Here is a 12,666-nt window from a genome sequence, read left to right as displayed (position 1 = left end):
TAAAAGATAAAACCTTTAGTATGAAAGAAGATAGTATAAGTTATCCTTGTAAAAACAAAGTTTTTACTTTTAAGGATAAAGATGATAAATTTGTTTTGGAAATAATTTAAAATAAAGACTAACAATGATAATCAATAAAACTTATGAAATCAATTCTTGTGATGATGTAGAATTAAATATAAAAAGAGAATCTAAGGTTGAGTTTAAACTCATTTATGATGATAGTAAAGAAATAGAAGCTTTAGTTTGTATTATACAAGGTCTTGGTGCTGATATGAGTGATCCTGTATTAGAATTTAATATGCAATATTTTGCTTCTAGGTATAATGTGGCTGTTGTAAGTATGGACTACCATTGCATAGGAAATCGTCCCCAAACTGGAGCTAAATTTTATTTAGACAATATAGATAAACTTATATTTGAAGCTAGCTTAAAAGCTTTAAATATCAAAATTCCTTATGATATACAAAAACTAAATACTTTTGAAGAATTTTATCCTGCTATGGATTATCTTAATAAAAAAATTACTGATATGAAAAATAACTGGGAGCTTAATAGAAGCTATTATTTAGATTTAAGTGTGAGTTTGCGGCCAACTAAAGATGAATATCAAAATTATGGTATTATGCAAACTATGGATGTAATTAATACTTTACTTTATATCAAAGCCAATCCTCCATTTAAAACAGCTAAAGAAAGATTTAAAACTATTTTAGTAGGAGTTTCACATGGAGCTTATATGGCGCTTTTATGTGCCAAAATAGCTCCTTGGAATGTGGATGCTATTTTAGATAATTCTTCACATATGACTCTAAATGATGATGCGTGGAGATATATAGGATTTGGCAAAGAAGTTGATTTTACAAAGTATGCTTGTTTTGGTACTTTTAATTTTTTTAACAATATCAGACTTTGCGCTTGTGAAAAAACCTATTGGACCACAAACAAACAATCTCCGAATTATTTTTCCAATGCTAGAAAAATAATAAGAGAACCATTAAATAAAGAACATTTAAAAATTCAAAGCCTTTATCCAAAACCAAAATACATCGCTTATCATTCTAAATTTGATCAATATGTTCCTTTAGAAGAAAGAGAAGAATATTTTGGTATTTTAAAAGATTTAGGATTTGAAATTGATTTTACTAAAATAACAAGTGAAAAAGAAATAGATGGAAAATTTATTAAAAATTTAGAGCATGGTTGTGGTATACCTATGAAGCTACTCATAAAAAAACATTTAAATGAAATTTTAAAAGAACCTTTACAAGATAAAACTTGTAAAAAAGAAATTTCATATAAATGCGATGATTTAACTTATACTTTTAAAGAAGAGGATGATAAAATATTATTAGATATACAAAAATCTAAAATTAAAGGATAAATATGAAAAATTTTTTTGATACTTTACATGATAAAGAATTTATTTTTGCACCGCAGTGTTATAAAACTTGTAATGGTGGTTGTTGTCATAATATATACGCACAATATTTTAAATTTAATAAATCAAGTGCAGTGATTTTACCGATGTTAGAGATAGAATATCTTTCTTTAAGACAAGCAGGTAATACATATTTAGAAAATGGAAAAGCCAACACGCTTACTTTAAAAAATGGAAAAAATATCAATATTTACTTTGCAAAATGTGATTTGAATGGACTTTGCAATCCACATAGCTTAAGACCTTTGATATGCAAACTTTATCCATATTACCCTAAAGTTGATTTTGATGGAAATTTTTTAGGGGTAAAACCATGTGCTTTGTTTGATATCTTTTATAAAGATGCGCAAAAACATTATTGTACGATCACACATAGGAAAAATGATGAATTTATAAAAGAATTTGAAGAAAATACTCAAATTTTAAGAAAAGAACCTATTATGATTTTTGTTTTTAAAGCTTTAGAAATTATTGAAAATACTCTTAAGGAATATACTTATAATCATTATGGTAAAGTAATTTATCTTGAAGAATTAACGCACGAAGAAAAATTTGATTTTTTTGCATTCCAAGAAATAAATTCTATGACTATGAAAGCATATAGAAATGAGAAATTTCTTAATGAAATTCAAAATTTATATGATAAATTAGAAGAAAAATATCAAGAAAAATTTACTAAATATTTTAGTAATTAAATCAAAATATGCTTGAAATTATTCAATATTTTCAAGCATATTTTTAATAGAAGAAAAATCTTTAAAATTATCTGGTATGATGTATTTTGCATCTAAATTTTTTCCTAAAAATGTTTCGATTTCTAATATAAGCTTCATCATATCCATACTATCAATAATATCTTCATCAATTAAATCACAACTTGCTTCATTAACATCATTTCTACCTATGTTGTTAAACATTTTTTGAATATCTTCAAAAGTTACTTGCATAAATTTCCTTTTTTTGATTATAAAAACTATTTCATAATTTTACCATATAAAATAAACTTTTACTTTTGAAATGAAAGAAATTTATCTTAAAAAAAGTGTTTTTTATTTAAAATACCATTCTTTGATTAAACACACAAAAGAGCGTTCATAATGACTAACAAACAGCTTTCTTTAAAGCATCTTAGTATGCCTATATTGCTTGAAATGTTTTTAAGATATTTTTCTTTAATTATTAACACCACAATGGTATCTCAATATTCTAATTTCTTAGTTGGAGCTTTGGGTGCTGGTAATCATATAGCTGATTTATTTTTAATAGTTTTTAGTTTTTTAAGCGTAGGTTGTAGTGTGGTTATTGCTCAAGCTTTAGGAGCTAAAAATTATGATTTAGCTAGAAAAGCTATCCATCAAAGTTTGTTTTTAAATACTTTGGTGGGTTTGGTATGTGGAAGTTTAATTTTTTGGCATGGGGAGGTTTTGCTATACCTTTTGCAAATTCCGCAAGAACTTTTAAAAGATAGTCAAATTTATTTACAAATGCTTGCAATTTGCTTATTTTTTGATGCTATTAGCATAGTTTTAGCAGCTATTATAAGGGTTTATAATTTAGCTTATTGGGTTATGCTAACTACTTTGATGATGAATATAGTGATTTTTATAGGTAATTATTATATTTTGCATTTTACAAAATTAGAGCTTTTTGGAGTAGGGTTTAGTAATATTATAGGTCGTGTTGTAGCATTTGTTATGCTTGTTATAATTTTTATTTTTAAATTAAAAATTCATCTAAATTTAAAAGAACTTTTAAAGCCTAAAAAAGAAGTTTTTAAAAAGATTTTTAGCATAGGTGGTTATGCTGCTGGGGAGCATTTAGTATGGTTTATACAATACACCATAGCTTTTTCTTTTGTAGCGCGCTTGGGTGAGGCAAATTTAAGTGTGCAAACAATTTATTTTCAAATTTCATTGCTTATTATGCTAGTAGGGCAAGCAATTAGTTTAGCAAATGAAATCATTATAGGAAAGCTTGTGGGTTCAAAGCGTTTAAATGTAGCATATAAACATACTTGGGTGGCTTTGTATTTTAGTGTTATAGCAAGTGCTTTTGTGGCTTTGTTAAATTATATTTTACAAGATTTTACAATGCAAATAGTAGATCTTGAAGAAGATTTAAAAGAATTAATGATACCACTTTTTACTCTTTCTATCTTTTTAGAAATCGCAAGAACTTTTAATATAGTAATGGTAAATTCATTAAGAGCAGCAGGAGATGCTAGGTTTCCTTTTTTAAGCGGTGTGGTTTTTATGCTAGGAGTTTCATTGCCTGTTGGATATGTGCTTTGTTTTTATATGGGATTGGGAATTTTAGGAATTTGGATAGGATTTTGTGCTGATGAATTTTTAAGAGGTATAGTTAATTCTTATAGATGGAAAAGCAAAAAATGGCAAAACAAGGTATTAGTTTAAAGGGAAAGTTTAATTTTAAAAATTTAAATATAGATTTTGAAAGAAAAAAAGTAAAATATTTAAGATTAAAAATAGATAGAACTTTAAATTTTAAACTTACTATACCAATTCATTATGAAGACAAAGATGTTATAAATTTTTTAGAAAAAAATGAAATTTGGATTAAAAATAAACAAAAAGAAATACTTTCTAAAAAAACATTGCTAAATGATAATGAAGTATATTTTTTAGGTAAAAAATATCATTTAGTTTTTGATGAAAATTGCTATAAAACTTGCATTAAAAAAGATAAAATTTTTACAAAAAATCATCAAGAATATAAAAATTTTCAAAAACAAAGTGCTAAAATAATTTTTAATTTTTTTATTAATAAATGGCAATTTGCATTTGATAGGAAAGTTCAAAAAATTAGCATTAAAGAAATGATTTCAAGGTGGGGCTCTTGCAATCATAAAAAAGCTTATATTAATTTAAATTTAAAACTCACGCAAAAACCTATAAAATCTATAGAATATGTAATCTTGCATGAACTTACGCATTTAATTTACCCGCATCATCAAAAAGAATTTTATACTTTTTTATATCAGTTAATGCCTGATTATAAAGAAAGAGAAGTTTTTCTAAAAACCCTTATTTTCTAACAGAAATTTATTTTATTTTAAAATTTTATTTATTAAAATAAATAATTTATAAATATATATTAAAGGAAAAATAATGAAAAGAAGAAGTTTATTAAAAATAGGCGCTCTTGGTTTAGCCACTATGCTTTTTAGTGCAGTTACTTTACATGCCGAATCAACCGATATGGTTGATTTTCCAAAAGACAAGCAAAAAGTTTTATTGCTTTCAAGTTCTGGTTATAAAAATACAGGGTATTTAAATCATGCATTGCCTTGGCTTAAAGAGTTTGTTAAAAAAAATAATTTAAAAGGTAAAAAAGTAGCTTTCATTCCTTATGCTGGTGTGAGAAAAACTTATGAACAATACGAAGCCCAAGTTGCAAAAGCTTTAGAAAGTCTAGGACTTCAAATAATTAGTGTGCATAGAGGAAATGCTATTGATATTATTAAAAATGCTGATGCAATATTTGTAGGTGGTGGAAATACTTTTGAATTAGTAAATCAACTTTATAATAATAATCTTGTGGAATTGATTGCAAAAAAAGTAAGTGAAGGCATTCCTTATGTTGGTTGGTCAGCAGGTTCAAATGTAGCAGGTTCGACCATGAAAACAACCAATGATATGCCTATTGTAGAGCCAAAATCATTTAACACTTTTAATATTTTTCCTCATCAAATCAATCCTCATTTTATTTCAGGTAAACCAGTAGGCCATAATGGCGAAAGTCGCGAAGAAAGATTACAAGAATTTTTAATAGTAAATCCTACAAGTATAGTATACGCCCTACCTGAAGGTGTTGCATTGTTGATTAATGGTAAAAAAGTGAAAGTTTTGGGTATGGATAAAAACACTCCACTTTTAAAATTTGAAAATAAAAAAGAAATTCAAAAAATTGCTATTGACTCTGAATTTAATTACTGAAATAAAAAGCTATCGAATGTTGGATAGCTTTTTAAGCTTTTCTTAGAATTAAAATTGTTATATTTATACTTTAATATTTAGTTTTTCAAGGTTTTTTATTTTGATTTTAGAGCTTACTTTTAATTATAGATCTAAAAATGATGTTTTTGAGTATCTTTTGTATTATTATACTAAAAATTTTACTTTTAATTTTGAGCAAAAAGATGAAAAAATTGTGATTAAAGTTAAAGGTGAAAAAGATGAACTGCAAGCTTTTTGTGAAAATTTGGAAAAAATTAGCCATAGCGTTTTTTTAGATAAATTTGATTTAAAAGTTATAGAAGAAGATTTTGAATTTATTGATAAAACTAAAAAAGATTTTACCAAAAGAGCATTTTTAACAAGAATCAATGCAAATGCCTATACTCAAGGTGAGCTTATAGAAAATGAATGGGGAATTTTTGTAGAAGAAAAATTTAAAATAGAAAATGAATTTGTTAAAATCACTAAAGAAAACTTTCAAAATTTACTACAAAAAGCTTTGGAAAAATTAAAAAATAAAGAATATATAGAGTTTAAAAACCATAAAGGAATTTATGCGTTTGAAATTTTTAATGAAAAATTAGATGATTTTTTAATGCCAAGCGATCCAAAACATATTAACGCATTTTTTTCTTGCAATAATGAGCAATTTAAAATTTTAGCTGGTGTTGAAAAGCCTTTAATGAAATTAAAATTTAATGCTATTTTTAGACAAAATCATGATTTAAAAGAAGATTATTTTAAAGTAAAATTTTATGATAATCTTTTTATTTTCGCTTTGTGTTATGAGTTTGAAAAAGAAGGGGTTAAATTTTTAAATTTTAAAAAGCTAGAATCTTTTGAAGATGATTTTGAAGTAGCTTTGATAGAAAAAAATATGTTTGTGCTTAGAGGGTTTGACTATATTTTATCTGAATTTAAAAATTTAATTTTTCAAAAAGAAGATAAAAACTATGCAAGAATTTCTTGTATATTGTCTGATTTTAAAGATAAAAAACCTTTGCTTTTAGAGCTTAGCAAAAAATATGATGATATTATTTTACTCAATAAAGAAATCAATCTTTTAAAACTAAATTTACCAAAAAGTTTTGATGAATTTTATGAACTAGCTAGTAAAGATGATACGGCTAAAAGATTGCTAGAAAATTATCAAAAAGAATTTACACTTCCTAAAATGAATTTAAATTTAAACCATAATTTTTTTGGAATTTTTTGTATGGTAGGTGTTATTTTAGATCTTGATAGCGATTTAACTCAAGCTGGGTTAAAACTTTTGCATTTGGCTGATGAGAGCAAGATGGCAAAAGGAGTTAAGATAGATTTTAAATTCAATGAAGAAAAAGAATTTGATTATACTAAAACTTTAAGAAGTGTGATGAGTTTTAAGCTTGCTGGAGTTGAAGAGCAAATCATCACTTTAGGAGTAGTGGAATCTTTAGCATATTTTTTAAGAGATTTGTTTGATGATTTAAAAGCTAAAGATCAAGCTGATTGTGTTGTGCTTAGTGGTAGTTTGTTTGAGCATAAGAGTTTGAGCAAAAATATTTTCAAACACATACCATTTTTTAAGATAAGTGATGTTCCGCTTTGGATATGAAATTTGTATTAAAGGCTTAGTTCAAGGGGTTGGTTTTAGACCCTTTGTTTATAATCTGGCTAAAAGTTTAAATTTAAATGGAGAAGTTTTCAACAATAGCTTAGGAGTTGTCATAAGGCTTGATTGTGATGAGATATTAGCAAATCAATTTAAAGATAAGCTTTTAAAAAATCTTCCAAAGTTAGCAAGAATAGATGATTTACAAATTTCTAAAATAACTTTAGAGCAAAAATATAAAGATTTTACTATCACGAAGTCTTTAAATACTAAAAAATTCAGTCCGATTTTAAGTGATTTTGCACTTTGCGAAGATTGCATGAAAGAATTTTATGATAAAACAAACCCTCGCTATAAATATCCTTTTATCACTTGTGTAAATTGTGGTCCTAGGTTTTCTATCATTAAAAAATTACCCTATGATAGAATTAATACAAGTATGGATAAATTTAAAATGTGCGCTTTTTGCCAAAGTGAATACGAAAATCCTTGCAATAGACGCTTTCATGCTCAACCACTTTCTTGTCCAAATTGTAAAATCACATTTTTTTTAAAGGATAAAAACAAAAATATTCTTGCAAAAGACGAACAAGCTTTTATAGAGCTTGCTAAAATGCTAAAAGAAGGTAAAATCATAGCTTTTAAAGGAATGGGTGGTTTTCATTTAATTTGCGATAGCACTAATGAAAATGCTATATCTGAGTTAAGATTACGCAAAAATAGGGCAAAAAAACCTTTTGCTATTATGGTAAAAAATTTACAAATGGCAAAAAATTTAGCTCATATTAATGAAGATGAAGCAAAACTTTTACAATCTAATTTAAAACCCATTGTGATTTTAAAAAGTAAAAATATTTTAGAAAATTTAGCTCCAGATACTGATAAAATAGGCATTATGTTAGCTTATATGGGATCGCATTTGTTGTTATTTGAATATTTTGATAAACCTATTGTAGCAACTAGTGCAAACCTTAGCTCACAAAGCATTATCTATGAAGAAACAAAACTTTTAGAAAAACTTGGAAATGTTTTTGATTTTTATATAGATTATGATAGAAATATTGTCAATTCAAGCGATGATAGCATTGCTCAAATAGTAGGTAAAAAAACTATGTTTTTAAGAACTTCTAGAGGTGTTAATCCACGCTATATCAACACTAAAGATTTTTTTAATTTTGATCAAAATATACTTGCCTTAGGTAGTGAGCTAAAAAATCAATTTGCATGTTTTTTTCAAAATCAAATTTTTATCTCACCTTATATTGGAGATATGAAAGATTTAGATATACAAGAAAGATTTTTTAAGATTTTACATTTTTTTAAAAAATCATATGATGTTGAATTTGATCAAATTTTAAGTGATAAGCATCCTCATTTTGCCTATGTTAAAGAATTTAAAAATTATAAAAATTATGCTATTTCACATCATTATGCTCATGCTTGTGCTTGTTTATTTGAGCATAGAATTTTTAATAAAGATGTATTAGCTTTTATTTTTGATGGCACAGGCTATGGAGATGATGGGAAAATTTGGGGTGGAGAGATTTTTAAGGCTAATTTAAAAAATTATCAAAGAATAGCTCATTTTAAAGAATTTAAGCTTATTAATGCCGATATTAAAAATATTTATAATTTAGCTTTGGCTTTGATTTTTGATTTAAATTTGCAAGATAAAGCTAAAGATTTTTTAAATAAAATTAATTCTATAAAATTATCAAATCTTAAAAAAATTCACACTCAAAGCACTTTATACACAAGCTCATTAGGAAGGATAATTGATGCTTTTGGTGCTATTGCTTTTGATATAGAAAAGCTTGATTATGAAGCTCAAATTGGGCTTTTATTAGAAAAGTATTATGATAAAAATTTAAATTATACTTATAAATTTGTCATACAAAATGATGGAATTTGCATAAAAGATGCTTTTTTACAAGCTTTAAAAGATTCTAACGAGGTTAAAATTAGCACAGGTTTGTTAAATGCTATTGCAAATTTTATTATAGAATTTTCTCATTTATATAAAGAAGAGGTGATTTTAAGTGGAGGGGTGTTTCAAAATAAAACCTTACTTGAAATTTTAAATCGTAAAAAATTTTCTTATAAAACTTCTTATGAATTTCCTTGCAATGATAGCTCTATTGCATTAGGACAACTTGTGCATTATTTGGCGTTAAAAACTTATTAAAACTCATAAATTTTTAATACTTTTAAAGATAAAATAAAATAAAAAATTTAAGGAAAAAACATGTGTAAAGATTGTGGCTGCTCTATAAACAAACACCATCATCATGAACACCATCACGAAAACTCAGCTTTAAAAGATGAAAATACTATTAGCGTAATTAGTAAAATTTTATCAAAAAACGATCATCAAGCTTCACACAATAGAGAGCATTTTAATGAGTATAATACCATTTGTATCAATCTAATGAGTTCTCCAGGAAGCGGTAAGACAACTTTACTAGAAGAAACGATAAAAACTTTAAAAGATAAATTTAAAATAGCTGTAGTAGAAGGGGATTTAGAAACTAATAATGATGCAAATCGTATTATAAATGCAGGAGGATTAGCCCATCAAATCACCACAGGTCAAACTTGCCATTTAGATGCTTTTATGGTGCATGAAGCACTGCATCATTTTAAATTAGATGAGCTTGATATTGTTTTTATAGAAAATGTTGGAAATTTGGTATGTCCTGCTAGTTATGATTTGGGCGAGCATTTAAATGTGGTTTTACTTTCAGTAACAGAAGGTCATGATAAAGTTGAAAAATATCCTGTCATGTTTAGAAAAGCTGATTTATTGGTGATTACAAAAGCTGATTTAGCTCAACATTTTGATTTTGATTTTAAAGTAGCATCTTTAGCAGCTAAAAGATTAAATCCTAAAGTAGATATTATGATTTTAGATAGCAAAACAAAAACAGGTTTTAATCTTTGGATTGATTATTTAAAAATGAAAAAGGAATTAAACTAATGTGTCTTTCTATACCTTCTAAAATTTTAGAAATTGATGAGTTAAATTCAGCTATAGTAGAAACTTTAGGAGTAAAAAGAAGAGTGAGTTTGGATTTAATTAGCGAGCCTTTAAAAGTGGGTGATTATGTATTAATCCATGTTGGTTTTGCGATGGAAAAAATAGATACCCATGCAGCCCAAGAGAGCTTAAAAATTTATACAGATATAGCTGAAAAAATGCAAAATGGACAAATAGATGAATACGAAGGAGATATGGGATTAAAAGATGGATTTAATTAATGATTTTAGAGACAAAGATAGAATTTTAGCTATACAAAAAATCATACAATCAAAAATTTCAAAACCTATTAATATAATGGAAATTTGTGGTGGTCATACGCATAGCATAATGAAATTTGGCTTACCAAGTTTGCTTCCAAAAGAAATAAATTTTATTCATGGTCCAGGTTGTCCTGTATGTGTGATGTCAAGAGAACGCATTGATACAGCTTTAAAACTTGCTAGTATGCCAAATACCATTTTTTGTGTTTTAGGTGATATGCTAAGAGTGCCAGGAAGCTATAAGAGCTTAATCGATCTTAGGGCCAAAGGAGCTGATGTAAGAGCACTTTACACTCCTTTAGAAGTTATTGATATTGCTTTAGAAAATAAAGATAAGACTATTATATTTTTTGCCATAGGTTTTGAAACTACCACTCCTATGAGCGCAGTAATCATACAAAAAAGGATAGAGCTTCAACTTGAAAATTTATTTTTTCATATCAATCATGTATTAGTCCCACCAGCTGTAGAAGCTATCATGCAGGATGAAAAAGTTAAAATCGATGCTTTTTTAGGGCCTTCACATGTTAGTGTTATAACAGGATCAAACATTTATAAACCAATTGCTAAAAAATACAAAACTCCTATAGCAGTGAGTGGTTTTGAGCCTGTAGATATAATGCTTAGTGTATTAAATATAGTAGAGCAAATGAATGCAAATACCTATGAGGTTTATAATGAATATCATAGAGTAGTAAGTAAAGAAGGAAATTTAAAAGCTAAATCATTAATGCAGACTTATTTTCAGCCTTGTGATTTTGAATTTAGAGGCCTTGGGATGATTAAAGATGGTGGTCTTTGTTTAAAAGATGAATTTTCTAATTTAGATGCAAGCAAGGTATTTGATTGCAAAGTCCAAAGTAAAAATGAAAGTAAAGCCTGTATATGCGGTCAAATTTTAAGAGGCTTGGCTAAGCCTTATGATTGTAAAGTATTTGCAAAAGCTTGCACACCAAAAAATCCTATCGGAAGTTGCATGGTTTCTAGCGAAGGAGCATGTGCTGCATATTATAAATATCATCAAAACTAAGGAAAGCAAATGGATAAAATTACTTTAGCCCATGGTGGCGGTGGAGAAGAGATGAACGCTTTGATCGGTGAAATTTTTTCTATCTTTGATGATGATATTTTAAAACAAGCTAATGATGCAGCTATTTTAGAAGATATTGCTTTTAGTACAGATTCTTTTGTTTTAAATCCTATTTTTTTAAAAGATACTAATATAGGAAAATTAGCAGTTTGTGGCAGTGTTAATGATGTTTTGATGGTAGGAGCTAGCCCTTTATATCTTTCTTTAGCTTTAATTTTAGAAGAGGGTTTTGAAATAGATAAGTTAAAAACTATTTTAAATTCTATTAAAAACGAGTGCATAAAAGCAGATGTAAAATTAGTTTGTGGGGATACTAAAGTAGTGCCTAAAAACAAGGGTGATGGAATTTATATTAATACTTCTTGTGTTGGCAAAATGATTAAAAAAATATCAACAAAAGATATTAAAGAAAATTTGAGTATCTTAGTTTCAAGGGATATTGGTACTCATGGATGTGCGGTATTAGTAGAAAGAAATAATTTAGAAGCAAATATACAAAGTGATTGTAAAAATTTAAAAGATGAAGTTTTGGCACTTTTAAATGCAAATATCAAAATCAAAGCCATGCGTGATGCTACTCGAGGGGGGCTTAGTGCTGTGCTTAATGAATGGGCGATATTAAGTCAAAAAGAAATTTTAATATATGAAGAAAAAATTCCAATTTGCGATGAAGTTTTAGGGGTATGTGAGCTTTTTGGTTATGAGCCATATGAACTTGCAAATGAAGGAACTTTCATACTTTGTGTAGAAAAAGAAGATGAGATGAAAGCTTTAGAAATTTTGCAAAAATTTAACAAAAATGCAAGTATTATAGGAAAAATAAATTCTAACGATAATGCTAGGGTTATTTTAGAAAATGCTTATGGAGCAAAACGCTTTTTGGAAGCCCCTAAAGGTGAGCTTTTGCCAAGGATTTGTTAATGCATGAATTAAGCATTATAGAATCTTTACTAGAACTTTGCGAAGAGTATGCTCAAGGAAAAATAGTAGAAGAAATTCATGTAAAGATAGGTAGGTTAAGTGGAGTAGAGGTTTCTTTGCTAGAGCGTAGCTTTGAAACTTTTAAAGAAAATAGTTTATTGTGTAAAAATGCTAAATTTATTACCCATTTACAAGAAATCATTGTTGAGTGTGAAAAATGTCATTTTAAAGGGATACTAGAAAATAACATCTTTTGGTGTCCAAAATGTGAAGATAAAAATTTAAAAATCATAGATGGGGAAGAGCTTTATTTAATGAAGCTTATATTAAAAGAAGAGTAAGT

The 12,666-nt window shown here is 26.9% G+C and carries 14 protein-coding genes; 13 read left to right on the top strand and 1 reads right to left on the bottom strand.

What is annotated here, in order from left to right; translation table 11 throughout:
* The first annotated feature begins 20 nt into the window (after positions 1-20).
* Genes FPD38_RS07170 through FPD38_RS07160 form a run of 3 tightly spaced genes read left to right on the top strand, consistent with a single transcriptional unit; the run spans position 21 to position 2,136 of the window.
* Entirely contained in the window at positions 21-110 is a 90-nt protein-coding gene (locus FPD38_RS07170) for a DUF2920 family protein (RefSeq protein WP_261798315.1), read from the top strand.
* 14 nt (positions 111-124) lie between these two features.
* Positions 125-1,384 (top strand): DUF2920 family protein, encoded by a 1,260-nt coding sequence (locus FPD38_RS07165; protein ID WP_147556035.1) that lies wholly within the window; start codon positions 125-127, stop codon positions 1,382-1,384.
* 2 nt (positions 1,385-1,386) lie between these two features.
* A complete protein-coding gene (locus FPD38_RS07160; RefSeq protein WP_147556034.1) occupies positions 1,387-2,136 on the top strand; it encodes a hypothetical protein in 750 nt (249 codons plus the stop codon).
* Between the two features lie 18 nt (positions 2,137-2,154).
* Here FPD38_RS07160 and FPD38_RS07155 read toward each other — a convergent pair whose 3' ends face one another.
* Positions 2,155-2,388: an acyl carrier protein gene (locus FPD38_RS07155; protein WP_147556033.1), complete on the bottom strand. Its 234-nt coding sequence runs from the start codon at positions 2,386-2,388 to the stop codon at positions 2,155-2,157.
* A 150-nt stretch (positions 2,389-2,538) separates the two neighbouring features.
* Between FPD38_RS07155 and FPD38_RS07150 the strand changes: the two genes are divergently transcribed.
* From FPD38_RS07150 to FPD38_RS07105, 10 genes are all read left to right on the top strand, one after another.
* Positions 2,539-3,855, top strand: a complete 1,317-nt coding sequence (locus tag FPD38_RS07150) for an MATE family efflux transporter (protein ID WP_147556032.1) — start codon at positions 2,539-2,541, stop codon at positions 3,853-3,855.
* Positions 3,831-4,496 (top strand): M48 family metallopeptidase, encoded by a 666-nt coding sequence (locus FPD38_RS07145; RefSeq protein WP_147556042.1) that lies wholly within the window; start codon positions 3,831-3,833, stop codon positions 4,494-4,496. The genes FPD38_RS07150 and FPD38_RS07145 overlap by 25 nt, the downstream gene beginning before the upstream one ends.
* A 73-nt stretch (positions 4,497-4,569) precedes the next feature.
* Positions 4,570-5,397 (top strand): dipeptidase PepE, encoded by an 828-nt coding sequence (gene pepE, locus FPD38_RS07140; RefSeq protein WP_147556031.1) that lies wholly within the window; start codon positions 4,570-4,572, stop codon positions 5,395-5,397.
* A 100-nt stretch (positions 5,398-5,497) separates the two neighbouring features.
* The gene (locus FPD38_RS07135) at positions 5,498-7,015 is read left to right on the top strand and encodes a hypothetical protein (RefSeq protein WP_147556030.1); all 1,518 of its coding nucleotides are present in this window, start codon (positions 5,498-5,500) and stop codon (positions 7,013-7,015) included.
* Positions 6,996-9,197, top strand: a complete 2,202-nt coding sequence (gene hypF / locus FPD38_RS07130; protein WP_147556029.1) for a carbamoyltransferase HypF — start codon at positions 6,996-6,998, stop codon at positions 9,195-9,197. The genes FPD38_RS07135 and hypF overlap by 20 nt, the downstream gene beginning before the upstream one ends.
* A 60-nt stretch (positions 9,198-9,257) precedes the next feature.
* Complete coding sequence (gene hypB / locus FPD38_RS07125) at positions 9,258-9,989, top strand: hydrogenase nickel incorporation protein HypB (protein WP_147556028.1); 732 nt, start codon at positions 9,258-9,260, stop codon at positions 9,987-9,989.
* Positions 9,989-10,270, top strand: a complete 282-nt coding sequence (locus FPD38_RS07120; RefSeq protein ID WP_039665546.1) for a HypC/HybG/HupF family hydrogenase formation chaperone — start codon at positions 9,989-9,991, stop codon at positions 10,268-10,270. Before hypB ends, FPD38_RS07120 begins: the two co-directional genes overlap by 1 nt.
* The gene (gene hypD, locus FPD38_RS07115) at positions 10,257-11,342 is read left to right on the top strand and encodes a hydrogenase formation protein HypD (RefSeq protein ID WP_147556027.1); all 1,086 of its coding nucleotides are present in this window, start codon (positions 10,257-10,259) and stop codon (positions 11,340-11,342) included. Before FPD38_RS07120 ends, hypD begins: the two co-directional genes overlap by 14 nt.
* Positions 11,343-11,351: 9 nt before the next feature.
* Positions 11,352-12,323, top strand: a complete 972-nt coding sequence (hypE, locus tag FPD38_RS07110; protein WP_147556026.1) for a hydrogenase expression/formation protein HypE — start codon at positions 11,352-11,354, stop codon at positions 12,321-12,323.
* Positions 12,323-12,664 carry a hydrogenase maturation nickel metallochaperone HypA/HybF gene (locus tag FPD38_RS07105; protein WP_147556025.1) on the top strand — a complete coding sequence of 114 codons (342 nt, stop codon included), beginning with the start codon at positions 12,323-12,325 and terminating at the stop codon, positions 12,662-12,664. Before hypE ends, FPD38_RS07105 begins: the two co-directional genes overlap by 1 nt.
* Positions 12,665-12,666 lie beyond the last annotated feature (2 nt).

This window comes from Campylobacter volucris (assembly GCF_008011665.1).
In the GTDB taxonomy this organism is placed as follows: Bacteria; Campylobacterota; Campylobacteria; order Campylobacterales; family Campylobacteraceae; genus Campylobacter_D; species Campylobacter_D volucris_A.
The sequence above is the reverse complement of the archived record's forward strand: the minus strand, read 5'-3'. Positions and strand labels throughout refer to the sequence as shown.

Bases quoted from the DNA above. Each gene is read 5' to 3' on its own strand.
- FPD38_RS07105 (WP_147556025.1), top strand. From the start codon at position 12,323: ATGCATGAATTAAGCATTATAGAATCTTTACTAGAACTTTGCGAAGAG.
- hypE (WP_147556026.1), top strand. From the start codon at position 11,352: ATGGATAAAATTACTTTAGCCCATGGTGGCGGTGGAGAAGAGATGAAC.
- hypF (WP_147556029.1), top strand. From the start codon at position 6,996: ATGTTCCGCTTTGGATATGAAATTTGTATTAAAGGCTTAGTTCAAGGG.
- FPD38_RS07165 (WP_147556035.1), top strand. From the start codon at position 125: ATGATAATCAATAAAACTTATGAAATCAATTCTTGTGATGATGTAGAA.
- FPD38_RS07170 (WP_261798315.1), top strand. From the start codon at position 21: ATGAAAGAAGATAGTATAAGTTATCCTTGTAAAAACAAAGTTTTTACT.
- FPD38_RS07160 (WP_147556034.1), top strand. From the start codon at position 1,387: ATGAAAAATTTTTTTGATACTTTACATGATAAAGAATTTATTTTTGCA.
- FPD38_RS07120 (WP_039665546.1), top strand. From the start codon at position 9,989: ATGTGTCTTTCTATACCTTCTAAAATTTTAGAAATTGATGAGTTAAAT.
- hypD (WP_147556027.1), top strand. From the start codon at position 10,257: ATGGATTTAATTAATGATTTTAGAGACAAAGATAGAATTTTAGCTATA.
- FPD38_RS07155 (WP_147556033.1), bottom strand. From the start codon at position 2,388: ATGCAAGTAACTTTTGAAGATATTCAAAAAATGTTTAACAACATAGGT.
- hypB (WP_147556028.1), top strand. From the start codon at position 9,258: ATGTGTAAAGATTGTGGCTGCTCTATAAACAAACACCATCATCATGAA.
- FPD38_RS07145 (WP_147556042.1), top strand. From the start codon at position 3,831: ATGGCAAAACAAGGTATTAGTTTAAAGGGAAAGTTTAATTTTAAAAAT.
- pepE (WP_147556031.1), top strand. From the start codon at position 4,570: ATGAAAAGAAGAAGTTTATTAAAAATAGGCGCTCTTGGTTTAGCCACT.
- FPD38_RS07150 (WP_147556032.1), top strand. From the start codon at position 2,539: ATGACTAACAAACAGCTTTCTTTAAAGCATCTTAGTATGCCTATATTG.